At 54.1% G+C, this 15,769-nt stretch carries 11 protein-coding genes and 1 pseudogene; all 12 read right to left on the bottom strand.

The genetic code is table 11. The features are described 5' to 3' along the window. Positions 1–675: 675 nt before the first annotated feature. On the bottom strand, positions 676–2,250 hold the full coding sequence (locus A9753_RS04755) for a YfcC family protein (RefSeq protein WP_067781182.1): 1,575 nt from the start codon (positions 2,248–2,250) through the stop codon (positions 676–678). 379 nt (positions 2,251–2,629) lie between these two features. After that, the gene (gene arcC, locus A9753_RS04760) at positions 2,630–3,553 is read right to left on the bottom strand and encodes a carbamate kinase (RefSeq protein WP_067781185.1); all 924 of its coding nucleotides are present in this window, start codon (positions 3,551–3,553) and stop codon (positions 2,630–2,632) included. Positions 3,554–3,561: 8 nt separating this feature from the next. Next, complete coding sequence (argF, locus tag A9753_RS04765) at positions 3,562–4,572, bottom strand: ornithine carbamoyltransferase (protein WP_067781188.1); 1,011 nt, start codon at positions 4,570–4,572, stop codon at positions 3,562–3,564. 262 nt (positions 4,573–4,834) lie between these two features. Continuing rightward, a complete protein-coding gene (locus A9753_RS04770) occupies positions 4,835–6,076 on the bottom strand; it encodes an arginine deiminase (protein WP_067781191.1) in 1,242 nt (413 codons plus the stop codon). Positions 6,077–6,315: 239 nt separating this feature from the next. After that, positions 6,316–7,779 (bottom strand): arginine-ornithine antiporter, encoded by a 1,464-nt coding sequence (gene arcD, locus A9753_RS04775; RefSeq protein ID WP_067781194.1) that lies wholly within the window; start codon positions 7,777–7,779, stop codon positions 6,316–6,318. A 378-nt stretch (positions 7,780–8,157) separates the two neighbouring features. Continuing rightward, positions 8,158–8,436, bottom strand: coding sequence for an arginine repressor (locus tag A9753_RS04780; protein WP_176702736.1), 279 nt, complete (start codon positions 8,434–8,436; stop codon positions 8,158–8,160). Positions 8,437–8,511: 75 nt separating this feature from the next. Further along, on the bottom strand, positions 8,512–9,789 hold the full coding sequence (gene tyrS, locus A9753_RS04785) for a tyrosine--tRNA ligase (protein ID WP_067781200.1): 1,278 nt from the start codon (positions 9,787–9,789) through the stop codon (positions 8,512–8,514). Positions 9,790–10,060: 271 nt separating this feature from the next. Next, positions 10,061–10,573, bottom strand: a pseudogene (locus A9753_RS04790) (arginine repressor); the annotation flags it as partial. After that, on the bottom strand, positions 10,570–11,058 hold the full coding sequence (locus tag A9753_RS04795; RefSeq protein WP_067782215.1) for a flavodoxin domain-containing protein: 489 nt from the start codon (positions 11,056–11,058) through the stop codon (positions 10,570–10,572). The gene A9753_RS04795 and the pseudogene A9753_RS04790, both read right to left, overlap by 4 nt. Positions 11,059–11,160: 102 nt before the next feature. Then, positions 11,161–13,776, bottom strand: coding sequence for a phenylalanine--tRNA ligase subunit beta (gene pheT / locus A9753_RS04800; RefSeq protein ID WP_067781206.1), 2,616 nt, complete (start codon positions 13,774–13,776; stop codon positions 11,161–11,163). A 1-nt stretch (position 13,777) separates the two neighbouring features. After that, on the bottom strand, positions 13,778–14,866 hold the full coding sequence (pheS, locus tag A9753_RS04805) for a phenylalanine--tRNA ligase subunit alpha (protein WP_067781209.1): 1,089 nt from the start codon (positions 14,864–14,866) through the stop codon (positions 13,778–13,780). 81 nt (positions 14,867–14,947) lie between these two features. Then, positions 14,948–15,766, bottom strand: coding sequence for a TrmH family RNA methyltransferase (locus A9753_RS04810; protein ID WP_067781212.1), 819 nt, complete (start codon positions 15,764–15,766; stop codon positions 14,948–14,950). Positions 15,767–15,769: the final 3 nt, after the last annotated feature.

Genomic DNA, 15,769 nt, shown 5'->3' on the forward strand with positions numbered 1-15,769 from the left:
ACAGCAAACAAAACAAAAATAAACACACACAACAACAAGTCATGCATGCTCATGGCATAAATAAACTTGACACACTATCGAGTTCTCAAACAACATGCCCACCAAAGATTTCATTTGGCATTTACCAAAACTTCCTCTTTGCGGAATGCTTGCCCAACTCTAGGAACTTGAAGAATTTCTGTCAAATTCAAACCGTGTGATCTGACTGACAGGACCTTCTCGATTTCCTCGGGTTGGACCAGCCGTTTGGCGTTTTGCACTTTCGCGCTCGCCTTGGGCCGGAGAGAACATTACGGCCCTTGCTTTCTACAGGTCAACTCGACAAGGCGTGATGGTCAACACAGACGTCATATTCGTTTATTTTTCACCGGAATATCAACAAGAAGTGGGGCGAACTAAGTTTTCAAGTTCGCCCCACTTCAAGAATTTTCACCTAGCAGAGTCGCTATTCGTTTGTTACCTCACAGTAACCTCTGGATGCCTGACACTTTTAACCTGGTTGCGCCATGACACAGGACGCTTCGCGAGCCTCACAAGTACTGCCGATAATTTCGCTGACCTAAATACCAGTGTGTACTTCTCGTACATGTCTACACAGAAGTAAGCTTTCAAGACCACCAGAAATCGTCATGTCCCGACATTTCAGGGCGACTCGCTCGCTAGGCATTGACGCGATCAGCCGTAGACCAAAGACATGATCACGAGCAAAACGCCACCGAAGGCCAACACGAAGACCACCATGGGCCACACAAAACGGAACCAGTGCGAGTACTTCATATCGAGCATCTGCAGTGTTGCCATAACCAAACCGGTCGGCGCCAAGAAGAGCATGGCGTACTGACCCCACTGATAAGCGCATACCACCACGAAACGGGGAATGCCCACCGAGTCAGCCAAGGGCGCCATAATCGGCATGGAAAGCACGGCCAGACCTGATGATGAAGGAACCACGAAGCCAAGCAAGAAGAAGATGAAGAGCAGAACAAGCACGAATGCGGGGCCGCTCATCTTCGAAGCCACATCAGCAGCGTGGTACAGCATGGTGTCACTAATCAGCCCGTTATTAAGGATCATGTTAATGCCACGCGCAAGACCAATAATCAAGGAGACACCAACGAGGCTACCCGCACCTTCGCTGAATCCGTCCACGAGCATCTTTTCATTAGCAAGAGCTCCCTTGCCCAGACCTGCGATGAACATGATGACGATCGTAATAGTCAGGAACGATGCAGCCATGGTGGGGAACCACCAGCCACCTGCCATGACGCCCCACACCATGATGGGGAATGCAGCAACAAAAAGAATCAGGATAACTTTACGGCGCCAATCGAAGGGAAGAAGTTCGTCATCAACGCCCCCCATCTGCCACTGGTCACGGAATGCCTCACGATCATCATAGGAATAAGAGAACGTCGGATCTGCTTTGACCTTCGAGGAGTACCACCGCAAATAAATAATGACAGCAATGGTGCCACCGATTAGACCGATGACGCGCCATGTCATACCTTGCATCAAACCAATACCGGCGGCGTTGTTAGCAATAGCTGACGAGAACGGGTTGATTGTCGAAAAACAAGTACCAATGGATCCGGCCAAGAAAATTGCGCCTACAACAACAATTGAGTCATAACCCATCGCGATAAAAATAGGCGCAATGATGGGATAGAAAGCCACTGCTTCTTCTTCAAGACCACAACTGGTACCACCAATGATCATGAACAAAGAGACGGCAGAGACCATCAGGAATTCACGTCCCTTGGTCGCTTTTGTCAGACGCATCAATCCAGATTCGAAGGCACCGGTCACCCTGACAACACCAATCAGGCCACCAAGAACGAAGATGAAGACGATAATGTCGATTGCCTCGATAGTGCCATCAACCATGGACTGCGGAACAGAAGTCAACGATGCAGGGTTGGATTCAAGTTCCTCATAGGTTCCAGGAACGGAAATAGGTTTCTTAATAGCACCGGAAGTAAACTCGCCAATATCGATTTTTACGCCGAGTTCATCAAGTGATTCCTGGTCAGGTTCAAAGGTTTCGACTTCACCAGCTGGAGTCGATACTTCAATGACATTAGCGTCAGCGTTGTAGACCAGTTTCGAGTATGAGCCAGCGGGAACGAACCAGGTAGCAATAACTGCCAGAATCGTTAGGACGAAGAGGATAGTAAATGCGGAGGGCGCTCGGAAATTCAACTTCTTTGTTGAACCTTGGGGACCCTTCTCAGCGACTGCAGCAGCAGACATAGAGTTACCCTTTCTAGTGCGACAGGGACGACGGATTCGCTCATGAACGACGCAACGCTGCGCCTTATCAATGATAAAAGTTTAACCATCTAATCCCCGATGGCGTGAGCATCTGCAAGTTTTTTCGATCGGCAAAACGCACATATTCTCAAGATGTTCTTCAGACACCTCAAAGTGATGACAAAACGCAACAGTGCATACTCACTTAGAAGACTGCCGCTCAAAACGAAACACACAGTAAAAGTATTCGCAGTTAAATAGATAATGCCTGTACTCAAACATCACGCAACATAAGAAAAGGCGGTGCGCGCACCATACGGTACGCGCACCGCCCTTATCAAGACTCTCAGCCCAACAGACCGAGAAGACTATTTAGCGATCACTCGCCATACTTACCGTCCCTAGTGACGATGGTGCCGGTCTTGCCAGCAATCACGTCAATGGAATCAGCAAGTCGACCGATAGCACCGGCACCCCCGGTTGCTTCAACGAAACGGCAAACTGCCTCAACCTTGGGACCCATGGATCCTGCAGGCAGGCCCATATCGCGAACTTCCTGGGGAGTTGCGCGCTCAATCTTGCGGGCAGCATCAGTGCCGAAGCCTTCGTATACAGCCTCAACATCGGTCAGAATCATCAAAACGTCAGCACCGAGGTCTTCGGCCAGGCGTGCTGCGGTGAGATCCTTGTCAATCACTGCCTCAACACCGGTCAACTTGCCATCTTCTCCGCGGACAACGGGAACACCGCCACCACCAGCACAGACAACGAGAACTCCAGCATCCACCAAGGAACGAATAACGTCGGTTTCAACAACGCCCACGGGGTTAGGCGAACCAACTACGCGACGGTAGTACTCGCCATCGGCCTTAACGCTCCAACCACGCTCAGCGGCCAAACGCTCGGCTTCTTCCTTGGAGTACACCTCACCAACAAACTTGGTGGGGTTGGCAAACGCCGGATCGTCAGCGCTAACCAGAGTCTGGTTCACCATGGCAGCAACCTTGCGCCCAGGCAATTCGTTCTGCATGGCCTGAAGGAGCCAGTAACCAATCATGCCCTGAGTTTCGGCACCGAGGGTATCGAAGGGGTAAGGCATCGACAGGCGCTCGTCGTTTGCAGACTCAAGAGCCAAAACACCAACCTGAGGGCCGTTACCGTGGGTGATGATGACTTCGTTGTCCTGAGCCAACTTAGCCAATGCCACGGCTGCTGCCTTGACGTTGTCAATCTGGGTTGATGCGTCAGGCTTATCGCCACGCTGGAGCAGGGCGTTACCACCCAGAGCTACAACAATTCGCATGGATGTTCTCACTCCCATTCGCCGAGGGTAGCGACCATAACAGCCTTAATGGTGTGCATACGGTTCTCAGCCTCGTCGAATGCGACGTTACGCTCGGACTCGAACACGTCATCAGTGACCTCAAGGGCGGGCATGCCGGTCTTCTCGAAGATATCCTCGCCGACCGTGGTGTTGCGGTCGTGGAATGCGGGCAGGCAGTGCATGAACTTGACATCGGGGTTACCGGTCTTCTCAACGAGTTCAGCATTGACCTGGTAATCCTTGAGCAGGGCAATACGCTGATCCCACACTTCCTTGGGCTCACCCATGGAAACCCAGACGTCAGTGTAGAGGTAGTCAACGCCCTTGACACCAACCTCGACATCCTCGGTGATGGTAATACGTGCACCGGTCTCCTTGGCAATTTCGAGTGCCTTGGCGACGATCTCCTCAGAGTTCTGCAGTTCCGGAGGAGCAACCATACGAACGTCCATGCCCATCATGGCACCGGAGATGAGAAGAGAGTTACCTACGTTGTTGCGAGCATCGCCCAAGAAAGCAAAAGCGATCTGCTCGATTGGCTTGTCGCAGTGCTCGATCATGGTGAGCTGGTCAGCAAGCATCTGGGTGGGGTGCCATTCGTCAGTCAGACCGTTCCAGACGGGAACGCCAGAGAGATCAGCGAGGATCTCAACGTGAGCCTGCTGCTTGCCACGGAACTCGATGCCGTCGTAGAAGCGACCGAGCACGCGCGCGGTATCAGCCACGGATTCCTTGTGGCCCATCTGGGAACCGGTGGGATCAAGGTAGGTAACGTGTGCTCCCTGATCGAATGCAGCGACTTCGAAAGAGCAACGGGTACGGGTGGAGGTCTTCTCAAAGATCAGGGCAATGTTCTTGTCCTTGAGAGTCTTCACCTCGCGGCCGGCCTTCTTATCAGCCTTGAGCTTAGCGGACAGATCGAGCAGCGAACGCCATTCGGCAGGGGTGAAATCAGTTTCCTTGAGGAAATGACGGCCGAAAAGTTCGTGATGAGTCATGGAAATACCTTCCCGTGTTGGGTTATGTGATTCAAAGGGTTGGTCGAAATTGACTGGTGTCACTGCGACCTGCGGAAGAGTTGTAGCGAATAAACGCTATACACACAGTGAGCGACACACACCGCGGCGTGTCTGTGTGGTGGGAACATGTGCTCCGTCGCGCATGAAATCCCTGGGGCGGTGGTGACACGTGCAGCGCACGTGTCACCACCGGTGTGATCGGAAGTGACGAGATACAAGAACTACCCCGTCACGGTGCCGATCAGTAGACGGGATCGCGATCAATCGGGCAGGTCATGCAGCGACCGCCGCCACGGCCACGGCCGAGTTCGCGAGAAGGAATCTCGAGAACTTCGATGCCTGCTTCACGCAGTTTGGCATTAGTGCCAAGGTTGCGATCGTAACCAACAACAACACCAGGCTCAAGAGCCACGACGTTGTTACCGTCATCCCACTGCTCGCGCTCTGCCTGGATAGCATCGCCTGCGGTGTAAACGGTGGTGAAGTTAACATCAAGTGCGCGGCCGAGGGTCTCAACAAAGGAGCCTTCGTCCTCATGGATCTCGATGGTGCCTTCCTTGTCGCCGGGGCGAATAGAGAAGGGACGGATACGGTCAACAATCGGTCCATATGCAGTGACAACATCACGATCACAGAAGGTGAACACGGTGTCGAGATGCATAGCGGAGCGAGTCTTGGGCAGACCAGCGATAATCACACGCTCAGCAGCACCCTGTGCGAATAGGTTACGTGCGACCTGGGTAATTGCCTGGTAAGAGGAACGCTCACCCATACCAATGGCGACAATGCCCTTACCGACGGGCATCACGTCACCGCCCTCAAGGGTTGCGTCACCCCAGTACTTGGTGGGATCACCGAACCAAATTGGGAACTCATAGTCAGTGAACTGAGGATGGAACTTGTAGATGGCTGCAGCCAGCAGAGTTTCAGGCTGACGCGCAGGCCAGTACATGGGATTCAAGGTGACACCCTGGAAGATCCAGGAAGAGTTATCACGGGAGAACTGGGTATTAGGCAGGGGCTTGATAAGCCACGTGGGTTCATCGCTATCTGCATCGAGGGTCTTAAGCATGTGACCAGTGACCTCGAGGGGTGCTTCAGCAACGTGCAGGCCACCGAGGAGGAGAATGGCCAGAGCCTTAGAGTCCATTTCGTCGAGGTATGCACGAAGGTTCAGGGCCACATCAACGCCAACCGAGTTATCGGTAACGCGGTGATCGAGAATCCACTTACGACCTTCGGGCATGGAGAGTACATCAGCGAGGAGCTCGCGCATTTCGAGAACTTCGATGCCACGCTCACGCATAAGGGAGGTGAAGACATCATGGTCCTTCTGAGCCTGCTCAACCCACAAAACGTCATCGAACAGGAGTTCTTCACAGTTGGTGGGGGTCAAACGAGCATGCTGGAGGCCGGGCTGGCACACCATCACGCGTCGCAGTTTGCCGTTTTCGGACCATACGCCGTGAGGAGTTGCGGACATTTGAAACTCTCCTTTGAGTGGTGGAGTTGTCGGGGCGGCCGCCAATCGCGGGTTACGACCAGCGGCCGCCACCTTTGTTTATCTGTTGTGGTACCCAGAGATACCGTGCAAGGTGTCTTGTCACTTCACCTCGCTTTGAGAGGTTCATATGGTTACCCAAATAAACTTCTCAATATGTGGGTTCTAGCGACTTCTAGTGAAAAAAGAGCACTGTTACCCACTAGTAATTACTCATGCGATCACAGATTGAAGTCAATGGAGCCTGTGACAAGACCAAAGATTGCGGTCAAGCCCATGACAACAAAGAGAACGACGAGGACCAGTTCGTAGGTCTTGAAAGGCTTAGCAACACCGTTCTCTTTACGTGCTTGGACGAAGAAAACAGTACCGACGGCATAAACAAGACCGGAGAAGAGCAGGTAGACCAGGCCACCGGCGTAAACCAACCAAATGGTGTACGCAGTTGCGGCGATGCCGACAAACAGGTCACTAGAGCCGCCCTTACCTTCACCCTTGACAGCAAGCATGAGTTGGTAGAGAGCGCTTAAGAGATAAGGAACGAGGATCAGAGCAGATGCCAAGTAGATAAGGCTGGTGTAGGTAGATGAATTGAAAAGTGTCCAGATGAGGAGGGCCTGAACACAAGCATTGGTCAACCAGAGAGCTCCGGAGGGAACACCATTCTTGTTTTCCTTACCCATCCACTTAGGAAGCACGCCTTCCTTGGAAGGAACACGCAGGATTTCTGCACACATGAGGACCCATGCGAGCAGCGCACCCAGAAGGGAGATGATCAGACCAGCAGCAATGAACTTAGAACCCCAAGAGCCGACGGCTGCATCAAGGACGCCTGCCATAGAGGGATCCTTCAGGTCAGCCAGTTCAGGCTGGCTGAGGATGCCATAGGACAGGAAGTTCACGAAAATGAGAAGTGCGAGCACTGCAAGGAAGCCCATGACAGTGGCCTTGCCAACATCCTTACGGCTTGCTGCACGCTCAGAGTAGACGGAGGCGCCTTCAATACCGATGAAGACCCACACAGTCACGAGCATCATGCCCTTCATCTGGTGAAGCGTGGAACCAAGTGATTCGCCACCAATCTCAGTGGTCTTGCCCCAGAAGTCTGCGGTAAAGACACCTGCCTTAAAGGAGATGACGGCGATGATGATGAAGACAACAAGGGGGACAATCTTGGCGACAGTCACAATAGTATTAACAACGGCTGCTTCATGAATGCCACGCAAAACAAAGAAATGCATGACCCACAGAAGTACAGAAGCGCAGGCAATCGCCAGAACAGTGTTACCGTCCCCAAACCCGGGAAGGAAAACACCGATAGAAGCCATGAGCAGAACCATGTAGCCGACGTTGCCGACCCATGCGCTCATCCAGTAGCCCCATGCGGAGCAGTAACCGACATAATCACCAAATGCAGCACGTGCGTAGCCATAAACACCTGCATCCAGGTCAGGGCGAGACACTGCCAGACGCTGGTAGGTGAAGGCCAGAGCAAGCATGCCCAAACCGGTGACGATCCAGCCGATGAGAAGCGGGCCGGGAGCGGCGGCGTTTGCCATCTGGCTGGGGAGGCTGAAGATGCCGCCACCGATCATGGAGCCGATGACGAGCGCTGTCAGCGCAAAAAGTGAAAGTGGTGCAGCCTTCGGCGCCTGAGGCGCTTCAGCTTGCGGTTGAGCAGACATCTGTGAGGTCACTCCTTTGTGGATGTGGATGCAGAACCAAAGACATCTACAACTATAACCTGTACGAAACCGAAAATGTGCGCGAAAAGTGGCTGACAACACATCACCAGGTATGCATGATTATGCATTTGCGAATAAAGGCTAAAAGTCCAGAATTAAATGACAGAATTTTGCAACACCACTAATCGCTGGAATCACAACACAAACCCTTGACGTTAAGTCCAGTTACTTCACCGAAGTATATTTTTCTCAAAAAATAGATTAAGAAATACGTGTGGGACCATAGTCCACACCTGCGAACTATGGCCCCACACCAACAAACCTATTTGTGACGTAAATCACTTCATTGCTGATTCCTACAAGACGCGTTCACGTCGGTCAGTTCTCCCTCTCTGAGGCATTTATCTGACCAGAAGCCTCCAGGGGATAGTCGACCAAGCGCAAGCAATATCCATCGCTGTAAACACCACGAGGGAAATCTGCGCACAACTTCATTGCTCTTTCTTGACTCTCACACACGATGATCAGCGAATCATTACCAGCAATCGTCCCCAAAACCCCAGGCCAATGCGCCTGATCTACAGCGTTGGCCACAGACCGAGCCGCACCGGCGAGGGTACGAACAATTACATCGTTATCGATGCAATCAACATGCACAACCGCCCTACGTACCCGTCGAATAACAGCCCCATCTGGCGTTAAAGTTGCCTCATGCGTGTCAGTCATAGCGACTCAGGCGTCAACAACCTTGACGGCCGCAAGTTGGCGGCGTCCCTTGCGAATGAGAACGACTCCCCCAGCCAGAACATCGTCAACAGCAATCACGCGCTCAGGATCGTCAATCTTCACGTTATTAATGTAAGCACCGCCGCCTTCAATGGTGCGTCGCGCTGCCTTACGTCCTTTTTCTAATCCGACACCAACCAAAGCGTCAATCAGGGAAGTCTCGCCTACCACACCACTCACCGAAGGCAAGTCTGCAATAGCGCCAGCCAGGGTAGCGGCATCAATGCCAGCAAGCCCCTCTTGGCCGCCATTGCTCCATAAGGCTTGTGTTGCTGCTTCAACACGTGCAGTCTGCTCAGCACCGTGGACCCAGGTAGTCACTTCATGAGCGAGCACACGCTGAGCCTCACGAGCTTTGGGATTCTCTCGTGTCGCATTTTCTAAGCGCTCAATTTCTTCACGGTCAAGGAAAGTGAAAACCTTAAGGAATCGAACCACATCAGCATCATCGGCCGTCAACCAGAACTGGTAGAAGGCGTAAGGCGAAAGCATAGTGGGATCAAGCCAAATAGCCCCACCTTCAGTCTTACCGAATTTGGTTCCGTCCGCCTTTGTGATCAAGGGATTGGTCATCACGTGAACGGAAGCACCTTCCGTCTTGTGAATGAGGTCCATACCACCAACGAGATTACCCCACTGATCGTTACCCCCTACTTCTAGGGTACAGCCGTAACGACGGTACAGTTCAAGGTAGTCGTTGGCCTGAAGAATCTGGTAACTGAACTCCGTGTAACTGATGCCTTCTTCACTAGCCAGGCGACGAGCAACAATATCTTTGGCAAGCATAGTTCCCATACGGAAGTGCTTACCTAGATCACGGAGGAAGTCGATGGCGCTCATCGCTTCAGTCCAGTCAAGGTTATTGACAATACGTGCGGCGTTCTCTCCTTCAAAGTCAAGGAGGTTTTCAAGTTGACCACGCAACGCATCAGTCCAACCAGCAACAACGTCACGTGAGTTCAGGACGCGTTCACCCTTGTCACGAGGATCACCCACCAGACCGGTTGCTCCACCAACAAGTGCGAGGGGCTTATGACCTGCCATCTGCAGATGACGCATCACCTTCACGGCAACGAGATGCCCATGATGGAGGGACGGTGCCGTGGGATCGAAGCCGCAATAGAAGGTCACCGGACCATCATTTAGTGCGCTACGCAGCGCATCAAGATCGGTGTGCTGGGCAACGAGGCCACGCCATTGCAATTCTTCAAAAACGTCACTCACGGTGAATTTCTCCTGCGGTCACCCGCCGTTGCGGGATGGACTTGTGTGGACGAGTAATACTCGCCGTTAGTTAGTGTGTCATGCTCAGCAGCAATAGTCACAGCGCGCTACCACGACAGGACATGGTTTGCGACAAGGACAACATTTATGAGCGCAGATCATGCTCGCTGGCGTAAACCACGCCTTCATCATCATCGTCAACAGTAAGGTTCTCCTCCACGGTGGCAGCTAAACCGCCGGCCACCCGTGAAGATGAGTGACGATCATGAGCAGCCAAACTAAGAACATGTTCCACAACCTGGGCGGCGATCTTTTCGGTACGCGTAAGTACAAGGACCGTATCGTCACCAGCAATACATCCCATCACTCCGGGAATCATTGCATCGTCAAGCGCTGCAGCGAGCAACTGCGCTGCGCCGGGTGGAGTACGCAGCACCACTTGAGAGCCCGCATGGACAGCAGTAACAAGCAGGTCTGCACACCAGCGCTGCAAACGCGAAGGACGGACTTCTTCAATGGGCTCATCATCGACAATAGGATCCATGACTTGCCCCGGAGCGCCAGCTTCGGGAATCCGGTAGAACGATCGCCCGGTTGAGGATCGCACCTTGGTTGCACGCAGTTCAACAAGGTCACGGGACAAGGTTGCTTGAGTGGTGAGCACACCATGCTGGGATAGAACGTCTTTAAGATCAGTTTGTGAACTGATTCGGTACTGCCCCAAGAGTTGAGTAATTAAGGCATGGCGAGCAGCCTTGGTGGCGGGGAGAAAAGTGTTATTCACTTGTCCAACTCATCAGCAATCGTTAAGGCCCAGTCACGGACATCATCAAAATCGCGCCAATCGCCTTCGCTTGCACCACCAAGGCGAGCAATGGAGCGCTCACGCAGACTAAGCTGCGAAGGATCGAAGCGTCCCGGGAAGGTGCGATGATCTTTGGCCTGAATGTTAAGTAGCACAGGACCAACGCGGGAAGGATCAGAGATTTCTCCCTGAGGAAGTCCAGACAACCCCACAGAAAATGCCCACACAGGAATTCCAGGCTTTTCGTGCTTGACTCGCTTAGTAAAGTCTACGGCTTCTGGCATCCATTTAGTCATGTAGACGGCAGAGCCAACAATAAGCGCGTCATAAGGAGCGATGTCGGGAGCATCAGTCGGGGAAAAAAGGTCGACGCTATGACCACGTTCCTTGAGTACCTCAGCAATAACTTCAGCAACACCTTGCGTGGAGCCATGCTTAGATGCGGCAACGAGAAGAATATTCATACACATAAGTATGCACGCATTAGGGGGATCGCCGTACGGCGTAAAGTCCCGTACCGACGATCCCCCGATGTGAAGGGCATCTCTTTTTAGAAGACGAGTGGTTCAGCCGCGTAACTGGGCGCCACAAGTATGAATAGTGCGCTTAATAATCTTCTTACGCACAGCATCAATTTCCTTGGCGCTCAACGTATGGTCGCCACGCAATCGAACAGAAAAAGCTAGTGACTTCTTACCTTCGCCAACCTGTTCGCCGGTGAAGATGTCGAACAATCGAACACCTTCACACAGGTCGCCGGCTCCTGCCTCGATGGAAGCCTGAACAGTGGCAGCGGGAAGGTCGGCGTCAACAACGAAGGCGAAATCTTCCTTGGCTACAGGGAAGGTGGAGACGGGTGTAGGCGTAAGTGGTGCAGCCTTTTCTACTTCAGCAAAAAGCGGTTCAAGGTTGAGTTCGGCTGCACAAGCACGCGCAGGCAGTCCGAGTGCCTTACAAACGCGCGGATGAAGTTCGCCGGCCCATGCGATCACTTCACAGGATGCGACCGATGAAATCTTGGCACAACGACCAGGATGCCATGGTGCACGTTCATCAGATTCAACGGTGACCTTCACGCCAAGTACGCGAGCACAGGAAAGAGCCAAATCGATAGCATCACGGGCTTGCCATGCTTCTCCTGGACCGTTCACACCTGCGGGACGGCGGTTGCCAGCAAGCACGATGCCGACGTGCCAAGGCTGGTACGGGATTCCTTGATCGAGAGCGGCCAACTCGGCGTCGGACGGCTTGGATTCCACAGAAGGGATAGGAGCAGGCACCGCACCAGCAGGCTCGGTGACACTGCCCACCTCAACCAGAGCCACATCATCCAGGCCACGGCTGACGTTGCGTCGAGCAACGTCCACCAAAGAATCAAGAATGGAGGTGCGCAAGTAGGGGGCGTCGTCAGCCAGAGGGTTGCTCAGGCGGACACACTGGCGACGTGGGTCATCGTCGGCATAGCCGAGAGAATCGTGGACGTCACCGATGAAGGGGTAACTGAGTACCTGGTTGAGACCCTGAGCGACAAGGTTACGAATCACGTCGCGCCGAGCACGCTGGCGAGCAGTCAGTCCGGTTCCTGCCGGCGCCTGAGGCAAAACAGGAGTGATGGCGTCATACCCATCCAAACGGGCAATCTCTTCAACCAAGTGAGCCACGTCCACCAAGTCGGGGCGCCAGGTGGGAGGGATGACCTCGACGGTATCCTCCACGCTGGTCACATCACCATTGAGGGTGCAGCCAATCATGGTCAGCAGTTCGACGATGCGTTCAGGGGTATAGGCCACGCCAGTCAGACGCTCAGAAGCGGAGACAGGCATGGAGATCGGGGCAGGCGCCTCGGTGCTATTGAGATCGGTGACCGCATCTTCTGCCACTCCCCCGCCGTATTCAACGAGGAGGTCAACCGCGCGCTGCGCTGCAACAGGGGCCAGTTGCGTATCAACGCCGCGTTCAAAACGCTTGGACGATTCGGTGGGCAACTTATGACGGCGCGCGCTACGAGCGATGCTCACGGGATGGAAGTGTGCGGCTTCAATGAGGATGTTCTTGGTGTCATCAGTAACCTCAGTGGATGCTCCGCCCATCACACCGGCCAGGGCAAGAACTCGAGAGCCTTGTCCTTCAGGTGAGTCGGTGATGAGGAGGTCTTGACAGTCAAGAGTACGCTCGACGTCATCCAGAGTAGTCAGTTTTTCACCCTCAGTGGCGCGGCGAACCACGATGGGAAGGCTGACCTTGTCCAGATCAAAGGCGTGCAGAGGCTGGCCTAGGTCAAGCATCACGTAGTTCGTCACGTCGACGGCCAGAGAGATGGGGCGCATGCCTGCGGCGATGAGGCGGTCGGCCATCCATGACGGAGTCGGAGCAGACGGATCGATACCTCGCACCACACGAGCCACGTAACGATCACAGCCCTGATTGCCATCGATAGGACCCTGGTCATCAATAATGATTTCACTGCCGTCGGTACGGCCGCTGAGCACGCCGTTGGGGAAACGATCAGTGTTCGTCGGATCAGCGGGATCGACGAATGCTGCGCCGGTGGAGTGGGAATACTCGCGTGCCACGCCACGCATGGAGAAGCAGTAGCCGCGGTCTGGGGTGATGTTGATTTCAAGCAAGTCTTCACCCAGCCCAAGGATGCTGATGGCATCAGTGCCGGGGGCAGGAATAGCCTCAGCAGAACCAAGCCATTCGTCAAGGAGGATGATGCCTGCGGCAGTGCGCGGGAAGTTGGTATCATCCAGCCCCAGTTCACGGGCAGAGCAGATCATGCCGTCAGAGATGTGACCGTAAGTCTTGCGTGCAGCGATAGCGAAATCGCCGGGAAGCACGGCTCCGGGCAAAGAAACCACAACGTAGTCTCCAGCCTCAAAGTTGTGAGCACCGCAAACAATGCCACGGCTGGGCAGGTCAGAGGGTTCCTTACCTACACCGGGTTCGTCGTTGTATTCACCAACGTCGACGCGGCAGTAATTGATGGTTTTGCCGTTGGAGGCTTCGAAGGCGTCACGGGTAAGAACCTTGCCGACGACGAGGGGACCGGTAACGGCAGGAGGAACGATCTGTTCTTCTTCCAGGCCTACCTTGACCAGATCAGCAGCCAACTGTTCTGCAGTGAGGCCTTCAGGCAGATCAACGTGGTCTTTGAGCCATTGGCGTGAAACGAAAGGCATATTAGAGTCCCTTTCCGGTGAGGCCGAACTGCTGGGAGAAGCGTTGATCTCCTTCAACGATGTCGTGCATGTCTGCGATGGCATGGCGGAGCATCAGGGTGCGTTCCAGGCCCATGCCGAAAGCGAAGCCGGTGTAAACGTCGGGGTCGATACCGCATGCGCGTAGGACGTTGGGGTTGACCATGCCGCAGCCGCCCCATTCGATCCAGCCGGGGCCGCCTTTCTTCTGAGGGAACCAGAGGTCCATTTCGGCGCTGGGTTCAGTGAAGGGGAAGAAACTGGGGCGCAAACGTGTGGTGGCGTCTGGGCCAAACATGGCGCGGGCAAAGTGGTCAAGTACGCCCTTGAGGTGAGCCATAGTCAGGCCCTTATCCACGGCCAGGCCTTCAACCTGGTGGAAGACGGGGGTGTGGGTGGCATCGAGTTCGTCAGAGCGGAACACCTTACCGGGGCATGCGATGTAAAGAGGGGGCTCCTGCTCCACCATGACGTGTGCCTGGACAGGAGAGGTGTGCGTGCGCATCACGAGGTTGGAAGGCTCACCAGCTGGCGCACCGACACTTTCACCGTCAATGTAGAAGGTATCCTGCATTTGACGCGCTGGATGGTCAGCGTCGAAGTTCAGTGCGTCAAAGTCGTACCACTCATGTTCCACCTCAGGGCCCTGAGCGATAGTCCAACCCATAGAGGTGAAGAAATCTTCAACCTCATCCATGAGGAGGTCGAGGGGGTGGCGTGAGCCGGGAGTATAGCGAGGCTCGACAGTGGTGACGTCGAGTTTTTCGCTGTTAAGCATCTGCTCCTCAGCTTCAGCAGTAAGAAGTTCTTCACGTGCAGTGAGAGCAGCGTTAATGCGTCCGCGTGCTTGACCAAGGAGTTTGCCGGCAGTGGGTTTGTCTGCTTTGTCTAGTGAACCGATAGTACGGTTGGCCAAGGCGAGTGGGGAGGAATCACCCACTACTGCTGCTTTGACGGTTTTCAACTCTGCAAGATCGTGAGCACTCTCGATATTGGCAATGGACTGCTCAATGTAGGCAGTCATTGCTTGTTCATCAAGGGGTGAGAGCGCTGGCGCAGGTGCGTCAGTCATGGTGTTACCTTCCCATTGCCGGATCGGTGGTTTATCCAAGGACCAAGCCTAGTGCGCTCAAGGACTAGGGGCCAAGTGGGCTTATCGTTGGGCACGAGCCGTTTCGTAGAGGCAAACGGTGGCAGCGCTGGCCACGTTGAGTGATTCTGCGTGGCCGAAGATGGGGATGGTGACTACGGCATCCACACGACTGAGCAGTGCCGGTTCCAACCCGCGTGCCTCATTACCCATAAGCCAGGCAACAGGCTGGGTAAGCATGTCATGAACGTCGTAGAGGTCCACCCCTCCACGTCCGTGGGCTGCCAAAACACTGAGTCCTTCATTACGGCATGCCCGTAGGACTTCCTCAATGGTGCATCCGCCGATAATGGGCAAGTGGAAGAGGCTTCCTGCGGTGGCACGAACAACCTTGGGGTTGGTGACGTCCACGCTACCTTTCAACAGGATGACTGCATCTGCGCCCGACGCATCGGCGACACGGATCATGGTGCCGGCGTTTCCAGGGTCCTGCGTTTCAGTCAGGATGAGAACTTGAGTTGCTCCAGACAGGATGTCACTGAGTTCACGTGCATCCTCCATGGCGACTACGGCAACGATGCCTTGGCAGTCAGTAGAGATGGTACGCATAACCTGGTCGGAGCACAGGTGGATGTAGAGATCAGCTTCACTCGCAGCGGTCAGGAGGTCACTGTGACGTTCTGCGGCGTCTTCGGTGAAGTAGACGTCGTGGATACGGTGAGGGGCGAAGGCAATGGCTTCGCTCACGGCACCGGGTCCTTCGACAAGGAAGCGGCGGTGGGTGGTGCGAGCGTGTTTGTTAGACAGTGCAGCAATACGGGTAATGCGTGTGGAGTCAGGATTCGTCAGCACATCTCGAAAGTGCTCGCGGTTCATTGTCATACC

The sequence above is a fragment of the Actinomyces vulturis genome (assembly GCF_001687305.1).
GTDB lineage: Bacteria > Actinomycetota > Actinomycetes > Actinomycetales > Actinomycetaceae > Actinomyces > Actinomyces vulturis.